3 protein-coding genes (1 of these 3 only partly in view) are annotated in these 24679 nt (G+C 76.3%); all 3 read left to right on the plus strand.

The annotated features are described in order from the left end of the window. Tightly spaced (at most 20 nt apart), the 3 genes in view from CLV71_RS49440 to CLV71_RS24915 form a layout consistent with a single transcriptional unit that may run on beyond the window. Positions 1 to 6642, plus strand: the end of a protein-coding gene (locus CLV71_RS49440) for a type I polyketide synthase (RefSeq protein WP_243866686.1). 15591 nt of this gene lie to the left of the window's left edge; 6642 of the gene's 22233 nt are visible here — the last part of the coding sequence; the start codon falls outside the window, past its left edge; it ends in the stop codon at positions 6640 to 6642. Beyond that, on the plus strand, positions 6642 to 15944 hold the full coding sequence (locus CLV71_RS24910) for a type I polyketide synthase (protein ID WP_133905255.1): 9303 nt from the start codon (positions 6642 to 6644) through the stop codon (positions 15942 to 15944). The genes CLV71_RS49440 and CLV71_RS24910 overlap by 1 nt, the downstream gene beginning before the upstream one ends. Before the next feature lie 20 nt (positions 15945 to 15964). Further along, positions 15965 to 24646, plus strand: coding sequence for a type I polyketide synthase (locus tag CLV71_RS24915; protein WP_133905345.1), 8682 nt, complete (start codon positions 15965 to 15967; stop codon positions 24644 to 24646). The last annotated feature ends 33 nt before the right edge of the window (positions 24647 to 24679 follow it).

Raw genomic sequence — 24679 nt, forward strand, 5'->3', positions numbered from 1 at the left:
ATCGAGGCGAGCGAGGCCGAGGTCCTGCCGACACTGCCCGACGACGTGACGGTCGCCGCCGTCAACGGCCCCACCTCGGTGGTCGTGTCCGGCGCCGCCACCTCGGTCGACGCGCTCGCCCGCGACTGGGCGGCCCGTGGCAGGCGCACCAGGCGACTGCCGGTCGGCCACGCCTTCCACTCACCGCTCATGGCGCCCGTGCTCGACGACCTCCGGGCGGTCGCCGAGACCATCACACCCGGCGTCCCCTCGGTCCGCCTGATCTCCACGGTGACCGGCGCGGAGACCAACACCCTGGACGCCGAGCACTGGGTGGCCCAGGTGTGCGGCACGGTCCGCTTCGCCGACGCGGTCGCCGCCCTCGGCGTCGCCACGGTCCTGGAGATCGGCCCTGACGGCTCGCTCACCGCCGTCACCAGGCAGAACACCGACGCCGAGGTGGTGCCCACCCTGCGTGAGGACCGCGACGAGGACACCACGCTGCTGACCGCCGTGGCCCGCGCCGACGTGCGTGGCGTGCCGGTCGACTGGGCCGCGTGGTTCGCCGGCACCGGCGCCCGCCGCGTCGACCTGCCGACCTACCCGTTCGAGCCGGACGTCCACTGGCCGCAACCGCCGGCGCGCAGCGCGATGCCCGGCCGCGAGGACCTGGCCACACTGGCGGAGGACCTCGCCGTCGACCCCGACACCCTCGCCACCGCACTGGACACCTGGCGCCGCCGCCACGACGACGACACCGCCCTGCGTGGCCTGCGCTACCGCGTGGTCGACCGCCCGGTCCCGCCCGGCCCGCCGGTGACCGGCCACTGGCTGGTCCTCGGCGACGACGACCTCGCCACCCACCTCGGTGTTCCCGTCACCGTCGCAGACGACGAGATCCCGGCCGGTGACTACACCGGTGTCCTGGCCGCCTCGACCGACCCGGCGGCACTGCTCGAGCGGCTCGACGCCGCCGGGGTCACCGCGCCCCTGTGGTGCGTCACCCGGAACGCGGCAGGCGACCCCGCGGAGGGCGCGGTCGCCGGCACGGCCAGGGTCGCCGCCCTCGAACACCCGGACCGTTTCGGCGGGCTGCTCGACCTCGCGGCGGGCGCCGACCCGGCCGGTCTCGCCACCGCCCTCACCACCGGCGAGAACCACCTCACCCTCACGCCGAACGGCCTCACGGCATCCCGTCTCGTCCCGGCGCCCGCGCCGGCGCCACTCGCGGTGCCCGAGACGGTCCTGGTCACCGGCGCGACCGGCACCCTCGGCGCCGCTGCCACCCGCAGGCTCGCCCCGCACACCGGGCACCTCGTGCTGCTGTCCCGCCGGGGCGACGACGACCCGGCCATGACCGGTCTCGCCGCCGAGGTGACCGCGCTCGGCACCCGCGCCACCGTCGTCACCGCGGACGTCACCGACCGCGTCGCCATGGCCGCCGTGCTCGCCGAGCACCGGCCCGGTGGCGTCGTGCACGCCGCGACCCCCCGCGCGGACGGTGCGCTCCTGCTCGACGAGCTGGCCGGCGACCTGGACCTGTTCGTCGTGCCCGGCACCGTCGCCGGGGTGTGGGGAGTGGCAGGCCACACCGCCGACGCCGCCGAGGACGGGGCCGTCCGCGCCCTCGTCGCCCGCCGACGTGCCGCCGGCCACGCCGCCACCCAGGTGTCCTGGTCCCCGGTCTCCGTGGCCACCCCCGCCGCCGCGGACCGGCTGCGGCGCGCCGGCCTCACCCCGCTGCCCGCCGACCTCGCCGCCGCCGCGCTGACCAGCGCCGAGGACGTCGTGGTCGCCGACGTCGACTGGACACGCCAGGCACCCCTGCTCGGCGCCACCACCATCGCCGCCGAGCTGGCACCCGCGACCGACCAACCCGACCTGGCCGCACGACTCCGCGACCAACCCCGCGCGAACGCCGAGAGGATCGTGCTCGACCTGGTCCTCGGCGCCGCCGCCGCCGTCCTCGCGCACACCGACCCGACGGCCATCGCCCCCGGCGCCGCGTTCCGCGAGCTGGGCTTCGACTCGCTGACCGCGGTCGAACTGCGTGACCGGCTCGTCGCCGCCACCGGCCTGTCCCTGCCCGCCACGGCCGTGTTCGACCACCCCACCCCCGAAGCCCTGCGCGACCGGGTCTGCGCCGAACTCCTCGGCCACCACACCCCCGCGACGACCACCGAGCCTGCCGGCCCCACCGCCGACGACCCGGTCGTCATCGTCGGCATGGCCTGCCGCTACCCCGGCGGCGTGACCGGCCCCGACGACCTGTGGCAGCTCGTCGCCGACGGCCGGGACGCGGTCGGCGCCTTCCCCGCCGACCGAGGCTGGGACCTCACCGGCCTGCGTGAGCGCAGCGCCACCACCGAAGGCGGCTTCCTGCCCGGCGCGACCCGGTTCGACGCCGAGTTCTTCGGCATCTCGCCACGCGAGGCGCTCGCCATGGACCCCCAGCAGCGGCTGCTGCTGGAGACCACCTGGGAGGCGTTCGAACAGGCGGGCATCGACCCCCACGCATTGCGCGGCGGCGCCACCGGCGTGTTCGTCGGCGCCACCGGCGTCGACTACCGCCCGCCCACCGACCTGCGCGGGCACCTGCTCATGGGCACCGCGGCCAGCGTGCTCGCCGGCCGCCTGTCCTACGTGTTCGGCCTGGAGGGCCCCGCGGTCAGCGTCGACACCGCCTGCTCCACGTCCCTCGTCGCACTGCACCTGGCGAGCCAGGCACTCCGCGCGGGCGAGTGCGGGCTGGCGCTCGCGGGTGGCGTCACGGTCATGTCCAGCCCCGTCGCGTTCGAGGAGTTCACCCACCAGGGCGGTCTCGCCCCGGACGGCCGCTGCAAGGCCTTCGGCGACGGCGCCGACGGCACCGGCTGGTCGGAAGGCGTCGGGGTGCTCGTGCTGGAGCGCCTGTCCGACGCGCGCCGCAACGGCCACGAGGTGCTGGCCGTCGTCCGCGGGTCGGCGGTCAACTCCGACGGCGCCTCCAACGGCCTGACCGCGCCCAACGGCCCGTCGCAGCAGCGGGTGATCCGTGCCGCGCTCGCCGCCGCGGGGCTGCGTCCGTCCGAGGTGGACGTCGTCGAGGCCCACGGGACCGGCACCACGCTCGGTGACCCGATCGAGGCACAGGCCGTGCTCGCGACCTACGGACAGGACCGGGACACCCCCGTGCTGCTGGGTTCGGTGAAGTCGAACCTCGGCCACACCCAGGCCGCCGCCGGGGTCGCCGGGATCATCAAGGTGGTGGCCGCGATGCGCCACGGCGTCGTCCCGGCCACCCTCCACGCGGACACCCCGTCGGGCAAGGTCGACTGGTCGGCGGGCGCGGCCACACTGGTCACCGAGCCGGTCGCCTGGCCGGACACCGGACGGCCCCGGCGCGCGGGCGTCTCGTCGTTCGGCGCGAGCGGCACCAACGCGCACGTGATCGTCGAACAGGCGCCACCGGTCGCGGCCGAGCCCGTCGAGGAGCGGTCCGGGCCGGTGCCGGTGCTGCTGTCGGCCGCGACGCCCGCCGCGCTGCGTGACCAGGCCCGCCGCCTGCTCGCCCTCCCCGCGACCGACCTGTCCGGCCTCGCCGCCGCGACCGCCACCACCCGCGCGCACCTGCGCCACCGGGCCGCCGTGGTGTGCGGCGACGCAGACGGTCTCGCCAGGGGACTCACGGCCGTCGCCGACGGCCGGACCGCCGCCGAGGTCGTCACCGGCACCGCCGACCCGTCACCGAGGCTCGCCGTGCTGTTCGCCGGGCAGGGCGCGCAGCGCGCGGGCATGGGCCGTGCGCTGGCCGCCCGCCACCCCGTGTTCGCCGCCGCGCTCGACGAGGTGTGCGCGGTGCTCGACGGGACGCTCGACGTGCCGCTGCGGACCGTGCTCACCGCCGAGGACGGCACGCCGGAGGCCGGTCTCCTGCACCTGACCGGGTACACGCAGCCCGCCGTGTTCGCCGTCGAGGTCGCGCTCTACCGGCTGGTCGAGTCGTGGGGGCTCCGGCCGGACGTGCTGATCGGCCACTCGGTCGGCGAGCTCGCCGCCGCGCACGTGGCAGGCGTGCTGACCCTGCCCGACGCGGCCCGGCTGGTCGCCGCCCGGGCCAGGCTCATGCAGGCGCTGCCGCCGGGTGGCGCGATGGTCGCCGTGCGGGCCACCGAGGACGAGGTGACGCCGCTGCTGGACGAGCGGGTCGCCCTCGCCGCGGTCAACGCCCCCGGCGCGGTGGTGCTCTCCGGCGCGGCCGACGCGGTGGCCGAGATCGCCGACCGCCTCACGCGCCTCGGGCACCGGACCCGGGGGCTGCGGGTCAGCCACGCGTTCCACTCGGCTCTCATGGACCCGATGCTGGCGGCGTTCCGCGCCGAGATCACCGGGCTGGCCATGACCGCCCCCACCATCCCGGTGATCTCCACCCGCACCGGCACCGACCTGGTGCCCACGCCCGACTACTGGGTCGACCAGGTGCGCGACACCGTGCGCTTCGCCGACGCGGTCGTCGCCGCCACCGAGCGGGGCGTGCGCACCTTCCTGGAGCTGGGTCCGGACGGCTCGCTCGCGTCCGCTGCCAGGGCCACCGCGGGCGAGTCCGTCACGGGAGTACCCGCACTGCGGGCCGACCGCGACGAGGTCACGGCGCTGACCGCCGCGCTCGTCGAGGTCCACACCCGGGGTGTCGCCGTCGACTGGGCCGCGGTGCACGGCCGCACCCGCCCGGTCACGCTGCCCACCTACGCCTTCCAGCACGAGCGGTTCTGGCCGGACACCGACACCGAGATCGACACCGACCGCTGGCGCTACCGGCTCGACTGGACCCCGCTGACCCTCCCGGCCCCGGCGCGGACCGGCACCCGGCTGGTCGTGGTCCCGGCCGTCGCCGACCCGTGGCCGCACGCGGTCGTGGCCGCGCTCGGCCCCGTGGTCACCGTCGAGGCGGGTGGGCACGACCGGTCGGCGCTCGCGGCCCGCCTTCGTGACCTGCCTGCCGGGGTGACCGAGGTGGTCTCCCTGCTGGCGGCCGACGACCGGGTCGACGCGGACGGCGTGCCGGTCGCGGTCACCGCCACCACCGTGCTCGCCCAGGCACTCGGCGACGCCGGGGTCGACGCGCCGCTGTGGTGCCTCACCCGGGACGCCGTCGCGGTCGACGGCCGGGCACCCGCCGACCCGCACCGCGCCGCCGTGTGGGGCCTCGGCGGCGTGCTCGCGCTGGAACACCCCGGCCGCTGGGGCGGACTGGTCGACCTGCCCGAGCACGACCTCGACGACACCACCCTGGCCGCGGTGCTGGCCCAGCGCACCGAGAACCGGGTGGCGCTGCGGGGCGGAGTCGCCCACGGGCGCAGGCTGGTCCGGGTCGAGCCGACGGGAACGGACGGTTGGGTGCCGCGCGGTACGGTGCTCGTCACCGGCGGGACCGGCGCGCTCGGCACCCGCGTCGCCCGCGCCCTCGCCGAGGCAGGCGCCGACCACCTGGTGCTGCTGTCCCGTCGGGGCAAGGACGCGCCGGGCGCCGAACACGCCGTGGCCGAGGTCGAGGCCGCGGGTGCGCACGTGTCGGTGGTCGCCTGCGACGCCGCCGACCGCGACGCACTGGCCGCCGTGCTCGCCGCCATCCGCGACCTGACCGCGGTCGTGCACGCCGCCGGGGTCCTCGACGACGGCCTCGTCGACCGCCTGACCCCGGACCGGTTCGCCGCGGTGTTCGCCGCCAAGGCCACCGCCGCACGACATCTCGACGAGCTGACCCGGGACCGAGGACTCGACGCGTTCGTGCTGTTCTCCTCCGCGTCCGGGTCGATGGGCAGCGTCGGGCAGGCCAACTACGCCGCGGCGAACGCCGTGCTCGACGCCGTCGCCGAGCGCCGAGGCGCCGACGGCCACCCGGCGACCGCCATCGCCTGGGGCGCCTGGGCCGGGGCGGGCATGGCCGCCGACCCGGCCGCCAGACAGGCCGCCCTGCGCGCGGGGTCGGTGCCGATGCCACCGGAGCGGGCCGCCGCGCTGCTGCCGGGCCTGCTCGCCGACCCGTCGCCGACCACGCTCGTCGCCGACATCGACTGGACCAGGTTCGGCCGCGTCCGGGGCGGTGCGCTCACCGCCGCCCTCACCGACCCGCGGGCGGCCGACACCGAACCCCACACCCGGCTGCGTGCCGAGCTGGCCTCGGTCCCCGCGGCCGACCGGCCACACGTGGTGCTCACCCTGGTGCGCGGCGAGATCGCGTCGGTGCTCCGCCACACCGGCACCGACCGGGTGCCGCCCGAGCGCACCTTCCAGGAGCTGGGCTTCGACTCGCTGACCGCGGTGGAGCTGCGTGACCGGCTCGCCGCGGCCACCGGCCTGTCGCTGCCCGCGACCGTCGTGTTCGACCACCCCACACCGCTCGCCCTCGCCGGGCACCTGCACGCCGGCCTGTCCGGCACCGACACCGAGCCGACCGGACCGGACGGCGAGGAGGCCAGGGTGCGGGCGGTGCTCGCCGCCGTGCCGATCGAGCGGCTGCGCACGCTCGGCCTGCTCGACCAGCTGCTCGCCATCGACCCCGGCGACCGCTACGAGTTCGGGGCCGACGACGAGTTCGAGGACCCCTTCGCCGCGCTGCCCCTCGACGAGCTGGTGCGCGCCACCCTCGACGAGCGGGACCGCCGACCCCACGGAGCCGACTGATGTCCACCGCCCCCACGGACAAGCTCGTCGAGGCGTTCCGCGCCGCGCTGAAGGAGATCTCGGTGCTGCGCAGGCAGAACCGGCGGCTGGCCGCGAGCATGGCCGAGCCGGTCGCCGTGGTCGGCATGGGCTGCAGGCTGCCCGGCGGGGTCACCTCGCCCGAGGAGCTGTGGGACCTGGTGAGCGCGGGCCGCGACGCGGTCGGCCCCTACCCGGAGGACCGGGGCTGGGACCCGGAGGAGCTGGCGGTCGGCCCCACCCGCGAGGGCGGGTTCGTCACCGGCGTCGCCGACTTCGACGCGGACTTCTTCGGGCTGTCCCCCCGCGAGGCGCTCGCGATGGACCCCCAGCAGCGGCTGCTCCTGGAGACCACCTGGGAGGCCGTCGAACGTGCCGGCATCGACCCGCACTCCCTGCGCGGCAGCCGAACCGGGGTGTTCGTCGGCACCAACGGCCAGGAGTACCTCGACCTGCTCACCGCCGCCGGCGAGGGCGACAGCGCGCACGCGGGCACCGGCAACGCCGCCAGCGTCGTCTCCGGCCGCCTCGCCTACACCTTCGGCCTGGAGGGCCCCGCGGTCACCGTCGACACGGCGTGCTCGTCGTCGCTCGTGGCCGTGCACCTCGCGGTGAAGGCGCTGCGGGCGGGCGAGTGCGCGCTGGCGGTCGCCGGCGGGGTGACCGTGATGTCGCGGCCGACGGCGTTCGTGCTCTACGGCAGGCAGGGCGCGGTCGCCGCCGACGGCCGCTGCAAGGCGTTCGCCGAGGGCGCGGACGGTGTCGGCTGGGCCGAGGGCGCCGGGGTGCTGCTGCTGGAGCGGCTGTCCGACGCCCGCCGCGAGGGCCACCCCGTGCTCGCGGTCGTGCGGGGCAGCGCGGTGAACTCCGACGGCGCGTCCAACGGCATCACCGCGCCGAGCGGGCCCGCGCAACGCAAGGTCATCCGGCAGGCCCTCGCGGACGCCCGGCTCGAACCCGGCGAGGTGGACGTGCTGGAGGCCCACGGCACCGGCACCTCGCTCGGCGACCCCATCGAGGCGCAGGCCGTGCTCGCCACCTACGGCCAGGGCCGGGAGGTGCCGCTGCTGATCGGCTCGGTCAAGTCCAACCTCGGCCACCCCCAGGCCGCGGCCGGCGTGGCAGGCGTGATCAAGGTGGTCGAGGCGCTGCGGCACGGCCACGTGCCCGCCACGCTCCACGCCGAGCGGACCACCAGCCGGGTCGACTGGTCCGCGGGCGCGGTCGAACCGGTGACCGCCCCGCGCCCGTGGCCCGAGGTCGACCGGCCGAGGCGGGCCGCGGTGTCCTCGTTCGGGGTCAGCGGCACCAACGCCCACGTCGTCCTGGAACAGGCACCCGAACCGGAGCCGGTGCCGCAAGCCGCGCCGGTCGCGGAGCCGGTGCCCTACGTCCTCACCGCGCACGACCGGGCCGCGCTCTCCGCGCAGGCCGGGGCACTCGTCGGCGACTGGTCGGCCGACGTGGCGTTCTCCCTGGTCACCGGGCGGGCCAGGCTCGGAGAGCGGGCGGTCGCGCTCGACCACGACGCCTTGGCGGCGCTGGCCGCGGGCCGTCCCGCGCCCGGCCTGGTCACCGGCACGGCAGGCACCGAGGGCGCGGACCGGCCCGTGTTCGTCTTCCCCGGCCAGGGCGCGCAGTGGGCAGGCATGGGGGCGCGACTGCTCGACGCGTCCCCGGTGTTCGCCGCGGCGATCGACGAGTGCGCCGCCGCGCTCGCCGGGCACGTCGACTGGTCGCTGACCGACGTGCTGCGCCAGACCCCCGGCGCGCCGGGGCTGGACCGGATCGACGTGGTGCAGCCCGCCTCGTTCGCGGTCATGGTCGCGCTGGCGGCGCTGTGGCGGGCACACGGCGTCGAGCCCGCCGCGGTCGTCGGCCACTCCCAGGGCGAGGTGGCCGCCGCGTGCGTCGCGGGTGCGCTCACCCTCGCCGACGCGGCCCGGGTCGTCGCCCGCCGCGCGCGGGTGATCGGCCGGTCGCTGTCGGGCCGGGGCGGGATGCTGTCGGTCGCGCTGCCCGCCGGCGAGGTGACGGATCGGCTCGGCGCCGGGGTGTCGGTGGCCGCGGTCAACGGGCCCGCGTCGGTCGTGCTGTCCGGCGAGCCGGCCGCCCTCGACGCGCTGGCCGCGGAGCTGGCCGGTGAGGGCGTGCGGGTGCGCAGGCTGCCCGTCGACTACGCCTCGCACTCCGCGCACGTCGACGCCGTGCGTGCGGAGCTGTCGGCCGAGCTGGCCGGCGTCACGCCCACGCCTGCGCTGATCCCGTTCCACTCCACGGTCACCGGCGAACCGGCGGGCACCGGCGACGGTGACCTGGGTGCCGACTACTGGTTCGCCAACCTGCGCTCCACCGTGCGTTTCGACGAGGCCGTGCGGGCGCTGGCCGCGCGGGGCCACCGGGTGTTCGTCGAGGTCTCCACCCATCCCGTGCTCACCGCCGCCGTGGTGGACACGCTCGGCGAGGACGCCGCCGCGGTCGGCACGCTGCGCCGCGACGACGGCGGCCTCGACCGGTTCCGGCTCGCGCTCGGCGAGGCGTTCACCGTCGGCGTCCCGGTCGACTGGACCACCGTCTTCGCGGGCACGGGCGCCCGCCGGGTCGAGCTGCCCACCTATCCCTTCCAGCGCAGGCGGTACTGGCCCGAGACCGGTCCGGTGCGTGCCGAGCGACCGGCGACGCCCGCCACACCCGCCGACCCGCTGGCGGCGCTGCCCCGCCCCGAGGCGGAACGCGCGTTGCTGACGCTGGTCAGGGAGACCGCCGCCGCCGTGCTCGGACACGGCGACACCAGCCGGGTCGGGCCGGACCAGGGCTTCGCCGACCTCGGGTTCGACTCGCTGACCGGCGTCGAGCTGCGCAACCGGCTGCGTGGTGCCACGGGTGCCGCGCTGCCGACCGCCACCGTGTTCGACCACCCGACCCCGGCACGGCTCGCGGGCCACCTCGCGGACCTGCTGCTCGACCCGGCCGCCACGCCCGAGGGCGCCACGACCGCCACCGTCGAGCCGGGCGAGCCGATCGCGATCGTCGGCATGGCGTGCCGCTACCCGGGCGGCGTCGCGGACCCCGACGACCTGTGGCGCCTCGTCGCCCAGGGCCGGGACGCCATCGCCGGGTTCCCCACCGACCGCGGCTGGGACCTCGACGCGCTACGCACGACCAGCGCCACGGCAGAGGGCGGGTTCCTGGCCGACGTCGCGAGCTTCGACGCGGACTTCTTCGGGATCTCGCCGCGTGAGGCACTGGCGATGGACCCGCAGCAGCGGCTGCTCCTCGAGGTCGCGTGGGAGTCACTGGAACGGGCGGGAATCGACGCGGTCGCCCTGCGCGGCGGCGACACCGGGGTGTTCGTCGGCGCGGTCGGCACCGACTACCGGCCGCCCGCGGACGTGCGCGGCCACCACCTGGCGGGCACGGTCGCCAGCGTGCTGTCGGGCCGCGTCTCCTACGCGCTCGGGCTGGAGGGCCCGTCGGTCACCGTGGACACGGCGTGCTCGTCGTCGCTGGTCGCGCTGCACTGGGCGGGGCAGGCGCTGCGGTCGGGAGAGTGCTCGCTCGCGTTGGCGGGCGGCGTGATGGTGATGTCGAGCCCGGACGCGTTCACCGGGTTCACCGCACAGGGCGGGCTCGCGGCAGGCGGCCGGTGCCGCTCGTTCGCCGACTCGGCCGAGGGCACCGGTTGGTCGGAGGGCGTCGGGGTGCTGGTGCTGGAGCGGCTGTCGGACGCGCGCCGCAACGGCCACGAGGTGCTGGCGGTGGTCCGTGGTTCGGCGGTGAACTCCGACGGCGCCTCCAACGGGCTCACCGCGCCGAACGGCCCGTCACAGCAGCGGGTGATCCGGTCGGCGCTGGCGTCCGCCGGCCTGACGCCTGCCGACGTGGACGTCGTGGAGGCCCACGGCACCGGCACCGTGCTCGGCGACCCGATCGAGGCGGAGGCACTGCTGGCCACCTACGGCCAGGACCGGTCCGTGCCGCTGCTGCTCGGGTCGGTCAAGTCCAACCTCGGCCACGCCCAGGCCGCCGCCGGGGTCGCCGGGATCATCAAGGTGGTGCAGGCGATGCGGCACGGCACCGTGCCCGCGAGCCTGCACGCCGAGGTCCCGTCGACCCGTGTGGACTGGTCGGCGGGCGCGGTGTCACTCGTGACCGAGCCGGTGTCCTGGCCGGAGACCGGGCGTGCGCGACGGGCCGGGGTGTCCTCGTTCGGCGCCAGCGGCACCAACGTGCACGTCATCGTCGAGCAGGCCCCCGAGGTGCCCGCGGCCGAGCCCGCGGCGCCCTACGTCGCCACCGCGTTGCCGGTGCTGCTGTCGGCCCCCGACCCGGACGCGCTGCGTGCCCAGGCCGCGAGCCTTGCCGCCACACCGGGTGGGCTGGGCGACCTGGCGCTGTCGACGGCCACCACCCGCGCCCACCTGCCGCACCGGGCGGTCGTGGTGGCCGCGGACCGCGACGGGCTCGCCGCCGGGCTGGCCGCGCTCGCCGAGGGCAGGGCCGCGCCGGGCGTGGTGACGGGCCACGCCGGAGACGGCGTGCCGGTGTTCGTGTTCGCGGGCCAGGGCGCGCAGCGTGCCGGCATGGGCCGCGACCTCGCCGCCCGGTTCCCGGTCTTCGCCGCCGCCTACACCGAGGTCCTCGCGGCACTCGACGCGGAGCTGGGCCGCTCGCTGCGTGCCGTGATCGACGGCGGCGAGTTGCTCGACGAGACGGAGTTCACGCAGCCCGCGTTGTTCGCGTTCGAGGTCGCGTTGTTCGGGCTCCTGGCGTCGTGGGGCGTGCGGCCGGAGTTCCTCGTCGGGCACTCGGTGGGGGAGGTCGCGGCCGCGCACGTGGCCGGCGTCCTCACCCTCGCCGACGCCTGCACACTGGTCACCGCGCGGGCACGCCTGATGGGTGCGCTGCCGGTCGGTGGCGCGATGCTGTCGGTGCGGGCCGCCGAGAGCGACGTGGTGCCGTTCCTGGCCGACGGTGTCGTGGTCGCCGCGGTGAACGGCCCGGCCGCCGTGGTGGTGGCCGGCCCGGAGGCGGGCGTGGACGCGACCGAGCGCAGGCTCGTCGACGCGGGACACCGGACCAGGCCGCTGCGGGTGAGCCACGCGTTCCACAGCCCGCTGATGGAGCCGATGCTCGACGAGTTCCGGCAGGTGCTCGCCGGGATCGCCTTCGGGGAGCCGACGATCCCGCTGATCTCGACGGTGACGGGCGAGCAGGCCCGGATGGACTCGGCGGAGTACTGGGTCGAGCAGGTGCGCAGGCCGGTGCGGTTCGCCGACGCCGTGGCCACGGCCGTGGCCCGAGGCGCCACCGTGGTCGTCGAGGTCGGCCCGGACGGGTCGCTGTCCTCGGCGGGGGACGTGGACGCCGTGCCCCTGTGCCGCACACGCCGCGACACGGCCACCGACGAGGAGACCGAGGTCGTCACCGCGCTCGCCCGGCTCCACACCCTCGGGTCGCCGGTCGACTGGCGCGAGGTGCTGGCGGGCACCGGGGCCCGCCGGATCGACCTGCCCACCTACCCCTTCCGGCGACAGCGGTTCTGGCCGTCCCGGTTCGCCGACGTCGAGGTGGACGCGGTCGGCATCGGCGACACCGGGCACCCACTGGTCGGGGCCGCCGTGCCGCTGCCGGCGACCGGCGGGCTGCTGCTCACCGGCCGGCTGGCCACGCACACCCATCCGTGGCTGGCCGACCACCGCGTCGGCGACACGATCCTGCTCCCCGGCACCGCGTTCCTCGACCTCGCCGTCCGGGCGGGCGACGAGGTCGGCCTCGGTCGTGTCCGGGAGCTGACCATCGAGCGCCCACTCGTGCTGCCGGAGTCCGGCGGGGTGCGGCTGCAGGTCGTGCTGGGCGAGCCGGATGCCGACGGCGACCGGACCGTGGCGGTGTTCAGCGCCGCCACCGAGGCGCGGGCGTGGGTCCGACACGCGGGTGGCGTGCTGACCACGGCCGACCCCGCCGACACGCCCGCCGGGGACACGGTGTGGCCGCCGCGCGACGCGGAACCCGTGCCGCTCGACGGTTTCTACGAGCGACTGGCCGCCGCCGGGTTCCGCTACGGCCCCGCGTTCCGGGCGCTCAGCGCGGTGTGGCGACAGGGCGACGACGTGCTGGCCGAGGTCGCACTGCCCGAAGGCGAGTCGGCCACCGGCTTCGGCCTGCATCCCGCGCTGCTCGACGCGGCACTCCACGCCGCCGCGTTCACCCACCCCGGCGGCGACCCGGCGAGGCTGCCGTTCGCGTGGGAGGGCGTGACCCTGCAGGCCGGGGGCGCGACGACGCTGCGGGTGCGGCTGCGTTCCGCGGGTCCGGAGGCGGTGAGGATGGTGCTGACCGACGTGGCAGGCGCGCCGGTCGCGTCCGTCGACTCCCTGGTACTGCGCCCCGCGGCGACCGCGGACCTCACGGCAGGCCCCGACCCGGCCGAGGCGTTGTTCACCGTGGCGTGGGTGGTTCCGGAGACCACGGGGGCGGCTCCCGCCGAGCTGGCACTCGTGGGCGAGGACGTGTTCGCACTCGGCCTGCCACAGGTCACCGACCCGGTGGCCCCGTACACCGTCCTGGCGGTGCCCGCCACCGACGACGCCACCCCCCGGGTCCTCGACGCGGTGCGCGACTGGGTGGGCCGGGACACGGCGGCCCACGCGCGGCTGGTCGTGGTCACGTCCGGAGCCGTGGCCGCCGCGCCGGGCGACGCGCTACCCGGCCTCGCGGCGGCGCCGGTGTGGGGCCTGGTCCGGGCACTCCAGTGGGAGGAGCCCGAGCGGCTGGTACTGGTCGACCTCGACGAACCGAGCCCTACAGCTCTGACGGCCGCCCTCGCGGTGGGAGAACCGCAGGTCGCGGTGCGTCGTGGCGGTGTGCTCGTGCCCAGGCTCACGCGGCAGGCGGGGGAGATCGTCGAGGTACCCGCCTGTGGCGTCGGCGACACGCTCGAGCCCGCAACCGTGCGGTCGGCGGCGGCCGTCGAGGTGACCCTGGGCGCCGGTGACGGCTGGCGACTCGCGGCCACCGGCAGCGGCACGGTCGACGGGCTCGTCGCCGTGCCCGCCCCGGCAGGGCAGCCAGGTCCCGGCGAAGTGCTGCTGGGGATGCGTGCCGCCGGCGTCAACTTCCGTGACGTCCTGTCCACCCTCGGCATGGCCGCCGGCGCCGAACCCGGCCCGCTGGGCGTCGAAGGCGCCGGCGTGGTCCTCGCGACCGGTCCCGGGGTCACCGACCTCGTCCCCGGCGACCGGGTGATGGGCCTGCCCGCCGGTGCGTTCGCGCCCACCCTCACCGTCGACCGGCGCGTGGTCACCCGCGTACCGGCGGGCTGGTCCCTCGCCGACGCCGCGACCGTGCCCATGGCCTACCTCACCGCCTACTACGCCCTCGTCGACCTCACCCGGCTCACCCCCGGCGAGTCGGTGCTCGTCCACGCGGGCGCCGGCGGTGTCGGCATGGCCGCGATCCGGCTCGCCCACCACCTCGGCGCCACCGTCTACGCCACGGCCAGCCCCGCCAAGTGGGGCGCCCTGCGGGCACTCGGCCTCCCACCCGAGCGGATCGCCTCCTCCCGCACCCCCGAGTTCGCCGACCGCTTCCGCGCCGCGACCGGCGGCCGTGGCGTCGACGTCGTCCTCAACTCGCTCGCCGGGGAGCTGACCGACGCCTCCCTCGACCTGCTGGCCCCCGGCGGGCGCTTCGCCGAGCTGGGTAAGTCCGACCTCCGCGACCCCGCCGCCCTGCCCGACATCTCCTACCGCGCCTTCGACCTCGTCGAGGCCGGTGCCGACCGCATCGCGGAGATGCTCGCCGCACTGGTCGACCTCGCCGCTCTCGGCGTCGTCCTGCCCCTGCCGGTCACCACCTGGGACGTCCGCCACGCACCATCGGCCTTCCGCCACCTGCGCGAGGCCAGGCACGTCGGCAAGGTCGTGCTCACCATCCCCGCCCCGTGGCGCCGCGACGGCACCGTCCTGATCACGGGCGGCACCGGCGGCCTCGGCGCGGCACTGGCCCGCCACCTCGTCACCGAGCACGGCGCCACCAGGCTGCTGCTGCTCGGCCGCCGCGGCCCGGATGCCCCCGGCGCCGACGAGCTGGCTGCCGACCTCCGCGAACTCGGCGCGCACGTCACCATCGCCGCCTGCGACGTCTCCCGTGCCGACCAGGTCGCCGACGTACTGGCCGCGGTGCCCGCCGAGCACCCCCTCACCGCCGTGGTGCACGCCGCGGGCGTGGTCGACGACGGCGTGCTGGCCACGCTCACCCCAGAACGCCTCGCCGCGGTCGCCGCCCCCAAGTCCGACGCCGCCCTCGTGCTGCACGAGCTGACCAGGGACGCGGACCTCGCCGCGTTCGTCGGCTACTCCTCGGTGGTCGGCACGGTCGGCGGTCCCGGCCAGGCCGCCTACGCCGCCGCCAACGCAGGCCTCGACGCCCTGCTCGCCCACCGCGCCCGCCTCGGGTCGCCCGCGACCGCCCTGCGGTGGGGACCGTGGACCGGCGACACCGGCATGACCGCCGCCCTGACCGGCACCGACACCCGCCGGGCCGCCCGCGCGGGCACGATCGCCCTCACCACCGCCGAGGGTCTCGCCCTGTTCGACGCCGCCCTCGCCCGCGCCGACCCCGCGCCCGTCCCGGTCCGGTTCGACCTGCCCACCCTGCGTGCCGACGCCGACCTGCCCCCGCTGCTGCGGTCGGTGGTCGCCGGCCCTGCCCGGCGGGTCGCGGCCGGGGCGAACGGCAGCGGCCCGAGCCTCGTGGACCGGCTCTGCGCGCAGGGACCGGGCGAGCGTCGGCGCACCCTGCTCGGCTACGTCCGCGAGCAGGTCGCCGCCGTGCTCGGACACGGCTCGGCCGACGCCGTCGACCCCGGCCGCGGCTTCACCGACCTCGGCTTCGACTCGCTGACCGTGGTCGAGCTGCGCAACCGGCTCGCCGCGGGCACGGGGCTGCGGCTGGCACCCACCGTCGTGTTCGACCACCCCACGGCGACCCGTCTGACCGGGCACCTGCTCGACCGCCTCGGCCCGGTCCTCACCCCGGCCGCCGACACCGCCGCGGTGCTCGCCGAGCTGGAGACCGTGGTCGCCGAGGACCTCGCCGCCGACACCCGCGCCGAGTTCGCCGTCCGGCTGCGCGTGCTGCTCGACCGGCTGGAGCCACCGGAGCCTGCCGGCTCGGACAGCGCCGAGGACGGGTTCGCCGACGGCTTCGTCGACGGCATCGCCGACGCGAGCGACGACGACATCTTCGAGTTCATCGACCGCGAGCTGCGCGGCTCGTGACCGAACGCGAGAGGGACCCGATGGCAGGCGAGAACAGGCTTCGCGACTACCTGAAGCGGGTCACCACCGACCTGCACCACACCAGGCGCAGGCTCGACGAGCTGCGTGCCCGCGCGGAGGAGCCCGTCGCGGTCGTCGGCATCGGCTGCAGGCTGCCCGGCGGGGTGACCGGCCCGGACGGGCTGTGGGAGCTGCTGTCACAGGGCCGCGACGCGATCACCACCGTGCCTGCCGACCGGGGCTGGCCTGCGGGGGACCGCCACTGGCGCGGCGGTTTCGTGGCCGGCGTCGACCGCTTCGACGCCGACTTCTTCGGCATCGCGCCACGCGAGGCCGTCACCATGGATCCCCAGCAGCGGCTGCTGCTGGAGACCGGCTGGGAGGCCGTCGAGCGGGCGGGCATCGCCCCGGGCTCGCTGTCCGGCGAGCGCGTCGGGGTGTTCGTCGGCACCAGCGGCCAGACCTACTCCGAGCTGCTGATGGCCTCGGCCGAACGCGACGAGGGCCACATCAGCACCGGCAACACCGCCAGCGTGCTGTCCGGGCGCCTGTCCTACGCACTCGGGCTGCACGGCCCGTCGATCACCGTGGACACCGCGTGCTCGTCGTCGCTGGTCGCCGTTCATCTGGCGGTGCGGTCGCTGCGGGCGGGGGAGTCGAGCCTCGCGCTGGCCGCCGGGGTCGCGGTCGTGTCGGTGCCGGAGGTGTTCGCCGAGTTCGACCGGCAGGGCGGTATCGCGGCGGACGGCCGGTGCAAGGCGTTCGCCGCCGCCGCGGACGGCACCAGCTGGGCCGAGGGCGTCGGCGTGCTCGTGCTGGCCAGGCTGTCGACGGCCCGCGCGCTCGGCTATCCGGTGCTCGCGCTGGTGCGGGGCAGCGCGGTGAACTCCGACGGCGCCACCAGTGGTCTCACCGTGCCGAACGGCCCCGCGCAGGAGCGGGTGATCCGCGACGCGCTCGCCGACGCCGGTCTCACCGCCGACGGCGTCGACGTCGTCGAGGCGCACGGCACCGGCACCAGCCTCGGCGACCCGATCGAGGCCGCCGCCCTGGCCGCCACCTACGGCCGGGACCGCGACGAGCCCGTGCTGCTCGGCTCGCTGAAGTCCAACCTCGGCCACACGCAGGCCGCCGCGGGTGTGGCCGGGATGATCAAGATGGTCCTCGCGCTCGGCCACGCCCGGCTGCCCGCGACCCTGCACGTCGACGTGCCGTCACCGCACGTCGACTGGCCCGCGAGCGGGCTCGCCCTGCTGACCGAGGCGACGGACTGGCCTCGTGGTGAGCGGCCGCGCCGGGCGGGCGTGTCGTCGTTCGGCTTCAGCGGCACCAACGCCCACGTGGTGCTCGAGGAGGCACCCGCGACCGACGACGTGCCCGAGGCCAGGTCCGTCGCGGTGCTGCCGTGGCTGGTCTCCGCCAGGACGGCGGCCGGGCTGCGTGCCCAGGTCGGTCGCCTTGCCGCCGTCCCGGCCGACCCGGCCGACGTGGCGTTCTCGCTGGCCACCGGCCGCACGGCGTTCGCGCACCGGCTCGCCGCGACCGGCCCCGACCCGGCGGCGGCGCTGCGCGAGTGGCTCGCGTCGGGTGCGGCACCCGGCGTCCGGACCGGCACCGCCACGCCCGCCGTCGAGCCGGTGACCGCGTTCCTGTTCGCCGGACAGGGCTCCCAACGCGCCGGCATGGGCCGTGAGCTGGCCGCGCGGTTCCCGGTGTTCGCCGACGCACTCGCCGGGATCACCGGCGAGCTGGGCCGGGATCCCCTTTCCCATACAGTTGACTTGGAAACGACACGGGACGCCCAGCCCGCGTTGTTCGCGGTCGAGGTGGGGTTGTTCCGGCTGCTGGAGTCGTGGGGGGTGCGGCCGGATGTGGTGGTGGGGCACTCGGTGGGGGAGGTCGCCGCGGCGCATGTGGCTGGTGTGTTGTCGCTGGTGGACGCGTGTCGGTTGGTGGTGGCGCGCGGCCGGCTGATGGGGGCGCTGCCCGGGGGCGGGGCGATGCTGTCGGTGCGGGCAGGCGCCGACGAGGTCGTCCCCCTGCTCGCCGAGGGCGCGGTGGTGGCCGCGGTGAACGGCCCGGCCGCCACGACGGTGTCGGGCCCGGCCGAGGCGGTCGCCGAGACCGAGCGCCTGCTGTCGGCCGCCGGTTACCGATGCCGGCGGCTGCGGGTGAGCCACGCGTTCCACAGCCCGCTCATGGATCCCATGCTCGACGACTTCCGCCGCGCGCTGGACGGCGTCGTCTTCGGGGAGCCGACGATCCCGCTGATCTCGACGGTGACGGGTGAGCCCGCCCGGATGGACTCGGTGGACTACTGGGTCCAGCAGGTGCGCAGGCCGGTCCGGTTCGCCGACGCCGTCACCGCCGCCTCGGCCGACGTGGCGGTCGAGATCGGACCGGACGGGTCACTCGGCGCCGTCGTGCCCGGCGCGGTTGCGCTGCTGCGCCGGGACCGGCCCGAGGAGGACACCGCCGTCGCCGCACTGGCCGCCCTGCACCTGCGTGGCGTCCCGGTCGAGTGGCGCGCCCTGTTCGCGGGCACGGGCGCCCGCCGCGTCGAGCTGCCCACCTACGCCTTCCAGCGGGAGCGGTTCTGGCCGCGCCCCTCGGAACCCACGGGCGTGCGAGCGCACGAGGTCGAGTGGGTGCCGGTCCACGACCTGCCGCCGGGGGTCGTGACGGGACCGTGGCTGGTCGTCGGCGCACCCGCGAGTGCCCTGGCCGGCGAGCTGGCGGCGGCGGTCGGCGGTGAGGTGGCGGTGCTCGACACCACCGACCGGGCCGAACTGGCCACCCGCCTGCCCGCCACCGGCGGCGTGCTCGCGGTCGGCGACATCGGCCCGGCCGGCCTGGTCGCGCTGCTCCAGGCACTCGGCGACGCGGGCAGCTCCGCCGTGCTGTGGTGCGTGACCAGCGGCCCCGAACACGCCGCCCTGTGGGGTCTCGGGACGGTCGCCGCCGTCGAGTACCCGCGGCGTTGGGGTGGTCTGGTCGAGCTGGCCCCCGGAACCGACCCGGCCGCCGTGCTGCCGGTGCTCGCCGCGGGCACCGAGGACGAGGTACGCCTGTCCGCCACCGGGCTCACCGCCCGTCGACTGGTCCACGCCGCCGAACGACCCGCCGAAGCACCGCCGACCGGGACCGCCATGGTGCTCGGCGGCACCGGAGCCGCGGGCAGGCGTGTCGCCGCGTGGCTGGCGCGCTCCGGTGTCCCACGGCTCGTGCTGGTGGGGCGGCGGGAGACCGAGGCGGACCTGGCCGGCGCCGAGGTCGTCGTCGCCGACGCACGGGACGCCGCCGCGCTCGCCGAGCTGGTCACCACACACGACGTGACCGCCGTCTACCACGCGGTCCGCGCCACCGGCTCCGGCGTCATCGACACGATGGACCCCGCCGAGGTCGCGCGGTCACTCGAGGACGTGCGGGCGAGCCTCGCCGCCGCCGAGGCCGCGACCGAGGGCAGGCCGCTCACCCGGTTCGTCGTCCTCGCCTCACTGGCCGGCGTGCTCGCCGGACCGGGGCAGGGCGCCGACGCCGCCGCACACGCCATCGCCGCCGCGTGGGTCGCAGACCGCCGTGAACGCGGCCTGCCCGCCACCCTCGTCGCCTGGCCGAGGTGGGCGGGCGTCGACGAGACGGTCGTCGCCAGGATGCGCCGCGCAGGCATCACCCCCATGGACGAGGACACCGCCCTCGCCGCCCTCGCCGCCGCGGGCGACCGCACCCTCGCCGTCGCCGAGGTCGACTGGGCCCGCTACACGGAGGTCCTGCCCCGGCCGAGTGCGTTGCTGCGTGCCATGCCGGGCGCCCGGTCCACGCCGGTCCCCACCCCGGCACAGCACGACGACCTGCTGGCACTGGTCCGGGGCCTGGCCGCCGCGGTGCTCGGCCACGGTTCGGCGTCCGCGGTCGACCCGGCCCGCAGCTTCCAGTCGCTCGGGTTCGACTCGCTGACCGCGGTCGAGCTGCGCAACGCGCTGGCCGCCGACCTGGGCCGCGAGCTGCCCGCCACGCTCGTGTTCGACCACCCCACCCCGGCCGCGCTCGCCGCACACCTCGACGGCGGCCGGCCCGAGGCACCGGTCACCGTTCGCGCGGACGACGGCGACCCCATCGCGATCGTGGGCATGGCCTGCCGCTACCCGGGCGGGGTCGCGAACGCGGACGACCTGTGGCGGCTGGTCGCCGAGGGCCGGGACGCGGTCACCGGCTTCCCCACCGACCGCGGCTGGGACCTCGCGGCACTGGCCACGAGCAGCGCCACCGGGGAGGGCGGCTTCCTCACCGGCGCCGACCGGTTCGACGCGGCTTTCTTCGGCATCTCGCCGCGTGAGGCGCTGGCCATGGACCCGCAGCAGCGGCTGCTCCTCGAGGTCACGTGGGAGGCCGTCGAACAGGCGGGCATCGACCCGTCGTCGCTGGCGGGCACCGCCACCGGTGTCTTCGCGGGCAGCAACATCAACGACTACCCGGAGTTGCTGCGCCGCTCCGACGCCGACGTGCTCGCCCACGTCGGGCTCGGCAACGCCGCGAGCGTGCTGTCCGGCCGGGTCGCCTACCTGCTCGGGCTGGAGGGCCCGGCGCTCACGGTCGACACGGCGTGCTCGTCGTCCCTGGTCGCCCTGCACCTCGCCGCGCGGTCGCTGCGGGCGGGGGAGTCGAACCTGGCGCTGGCGAGCGGGGTGCTGGTGATGACCACACCGGCGGCGTTCGTCGACTTCACCACGCAGGGGGGTCTTTCCCCGGACGGCCGGTGCAAGGCGTTCGGCGAGGGCGCGGACGGCACCGGCTGGTCGGAGGGCGTCGGGGTGCTGGTGCTGGAGCGGCTGTCGGACGCGGTCCGCAAGGGGCACGAGGTGTTGGCGGTGGTTCGTGGGTCGGCGGTGAACTCCGACGGTGCGTCGAACGGGTTGACCGCGCCGAACGGTCCGTCTCAGCAGCGGGTGATCCGGGCGGCGTTGGCGTCGGCCGGTTTGTCGGGGTCCGAGGTGGACGTGGTGGAGGCGCACGGGACGGGCACGACACTGGGTGATCCCATCGAGGCGCAGGCACTGCTGGCCACCTACGGGCAGGACCGCGAACAGCCGCTCCTGCTGGGTTCGATCAAGTCGAACCTCGGGCACACGCAGGCCGCCGCCGGTGTCGCCGGGGTGATCAAGATGGTGCAGGCCATGCGGCACGGCGTGGTCCCGCCGACGCTGCACGCCGGGACGCCGACGTCCCACGTGGACTGGTCGGCGGGAGCGGTGTCGCTGGTGACCGAGCCGGTGGCGTGGCCGGAGACGGGTCGGGTGCGGCGGGCGGGGGTCTCGTCGTTCGGGGTGAGTGGCACCAACGCCCACGTCGTGCTGGAACAGGCGCCGGAGCCGGAGGCCGTTGCCGATGGCCCCGCGGTGCCCTGGGTGCTCTCCGCCCGCACGCCCGAGGCGCTGCGGGAACAGGCCGCACGGCTCGCCGGTCGGGGCGAACTGGACCCGGCCGCGGTCGCACGCAGCCTCGCCACGGGCCGCACCGCCTTCACCCACCGCGCGGCCGTCACCGCACTGGACCGTCAGGGCCGTGCCGCCGCCCTGACCGCGCTCGCCAACGGCGAACCGCACCCCGAGCTGGTGACCGGCACCGGAGGCGTGCCGAGGGTGGCGGTGCTGTTCGCGGGACAGGGCACGCAGCGGCCCGGCATGGGCAATGGGCTGGCCGCCGCGCACCCGGTGTTCGCCCAGGCGCTGGAGGAGGCCGTCGCCGCGCTGGACCGCCACCTGGACCGCCCGCTGCGGCAGGTCCTGTGCGACGCGGAACTGTTGGGCCGCACCGAGTACGCCCAACCGGCGCTGTTCGCCGTCGAGGTGGCGCTGTACCGGCTGGTCGAGTCGTGGGGCGTGCGGCCGGGCCTGGTGATCGGGCACTCGGTCGGCGAGGTGGCGGCGGCGCACGTGGCGGGGGTGCTCACCCTCGCGGGCGCGGCCGAGCTGGTCGTCGCGAGAGGCAGGCTGATGCAGGCCATACCGGGCGGGGTGATGGTGGCGGTGGAGGCTGCCGAGGCCGAGGTGGCGCTCGGCGAGGGCGTCGACCTCGCGGCGGTGAACGGCCCGTCGGCGGTGGTCCTGTCCGGTGACGAGGACGCGGTACTCGCGGCGGCGGCCCGAATGGGCGGAAAGACTAGGCGTTTGCCGGTCGCGCACGCGTTTCACTCGTCCCATATGGACGCCATGACCGATCAGCTGACGCGCACCGCACGCGGGGTGGCCGCGACGCCGCCCGCGCTGCCGGTCGTGTCCACGGTGACGGCCACGACCGATGCGGACCTCACGGACCCGGCGTACTGGGGTCGTCAGGCCCGCGCGACCGTCCGCTTCGCCGACGCCGTGCGCACCGCGAGGGACCTGGGTGCCGACCTGTTCCTGGAGCTGGGCCCGGACAGCACTCTCGCCGGTCTGGTCGACGGGGTGCCGGTGCTGCGCAGGGACAGGCCCGAACCGGCGGCAGCGGCGACGGCGTTGGCACGGTTGCACGTGGCGGGCGTGGCGCTGGACTGGGCGGGGCTCACGGCGGGCGCCCGGCTGGCGGACCTGCCGACGTATCCGTTCCAGGGCCGCAGGTTCTGGCCGCAGGAGGCGCCGGAACCCGACGCCGGCTCCGACGACTGGTGGACGGAGCTGACCGCGGGCCCGGACACGGCGGCCACTCTCGACGTGGACCCGGCGGCGCTGAAGGAAGTGCTGCCCGCGCTGTCGGCGTACCGCGTGGGCAGGCAGACCAGTGCCGCGGCCGACAGCATCCGCTACCGGGTCGGCTGGACCCCGGTGAGTTCGCCCCGGCCCGGGCGCGTGTCGGGCTGGTTGGCGGTGGTGCCGGAGGGCCACGACCCGAGGGTGCTGTCGGGTTTCGCGGACGTCACCACGCTGGTGGTGAGGGAGGGTGAGGACACCCGCCCGGCATTGGCCACCCGACTGGCCGTCCACGGGGATGTCACGGGTGTGGTGTCGTTGCTGGCACTGGCGGAGACGGGTCCGCCGGCCATGCCGGAGTCGCTGACCCGCACGGTGGCACTGGTCCAGGCTCTGGGTGATGCGGGCGTGACCGCGCCGCTGTGGTGCGTGACCAGCGGCGCGGTGACGGCCGAGCGCGGGGAGCGGTTACGCGCGCCGGCGCAGGCGGCGATCTGGGGCCTGGGCAGGGGTGTGGCGCTGGAACACCCCGACCGCTGGGGTGGGCTGGTCGACCTACCGGCCACAGTGGACACCGAGACCGCCGCCCGGCTGGCCGCGCTGCTCGGCAACCCCGACGGGGAGGACCAGGTGGCCCTCCGCGGGACCACCTACGGCCGCCGCCTCACGTCCGCCCCCGCCAGCCCGGCGAAAGCGGGAACCCGCACCGGCTCCGCTCCTCGTTCCACGCCCGACTCCCGTGCCACGATCGAGGCAGCCCCCGGCATGCGCACTGACGGGACCTTCCTCGTCACCGGGGGAACCGGCGCGGTCGGGGCGCACTTCGCACGGGATCTGGTGCGGCGCGGGGTTCCTCGGCTCGTGCTCGCCAGTCGTCGGGGTGTCGACGCGCCCGGGGCGAGGGCACTGGTCGCCGAGCTGACCCGACTCGGTGCCGAGGTCCGGGTCGTCGCCTGTGACACCGCCGACCGGGACGCCACCGCCGCCATGCTCGCCCCGATCACCGACCTCACCGGGGTCGTCCACGCCGCCGGGGTCCTCGACGACGGCATGCTCACCGACCTCACCCCCGAACGCCTCCACACAGGCCTCGCCGCCAAGTCCGTGGCCGCCTGGCACCTCCACGAGCTGACCCTCGACCGGCCACTCACCACCTTCATCCTCTGCGCGTCCATCGCAGGCAGCATCGGTGCCGCCGCCCAAGGGCCATACGCCGCCGCGAACTCCCTCCTCGATGCCCTCGCCCAGCACCGCGCCGACCTCGGACTCCCCGCACTCTCGGTGTCCTGGTCCCCCTGGGCAGGCGCCGGCATGGGGGTCGACGCCGCCGTCGAGGCGTGGATGCGGCGTGCCGGGGTCACCTCGCTCGACCCGGGCCGGGCCGTCGACGCGGCGCACCGCGCCAACCGGAACGGCGACACCACCCTCACCGTCGCCGACATCGACTGGACCCGGTACGCGCCCGGCCTCGCCGCCGTCCGACCCACCCGCCTCCTCGACCTCATCCCCGCCGCACGCCCGGCGCCCGAAACCACGCAGGACACAGTCGACCTCGCCGGGCGGCTCGTCGACATGTCCGAGCCGGAACGTGTCGCCACCCTCACCCGGTTGGTGCTCGTCACCTCCTCGGCCGTCCTCGGTTACGGCGACCGCGACGAGATCGCCCCGGAGCAGGCGTTCGCCGACCTCGGGTTCGACTCGCTCACCTCGGTCGAGTTCCGCAACCGGCTCGCCGCCGCCACCGGGCTCGACCTGGCTCGCACGGTCGTCTTCGACTACCCCACGCCCGCGGCTCTCGCGCGCCGCCTGCGTGGGCTGCTCACCGACGACACCGACCCGGTGCAGGCCGGTCTCGACCGGCTGGAGAAGGCGCTCGCCGAGCACGAACCGGGCGACCGGAGCCGGGTCGCCGAACGGCTGCGCGCACTGGCCGCCCGGTGGGACCCCGACCCCGAACCCGGCGGCCCGGACCTGCTCGTCGCCTCCGACGACGAGGTGTTCGAGTTCATCGGCAAGGAGTTCGGCATCTCCTGACCGGCCCAGCACGCCCTCGACGGGAGAAGTTCG

Origin of the sequence: Actinophytocola oryzae, assembly GCF_004364325.1 — a bacterium.
Classification (GTDB): Bacteria; Actinomycetota; Actinomycetes; order Mycobacteriales; family Pseudonocardiaceae; genus Actinophytocola; species Actinophytocola oryzae.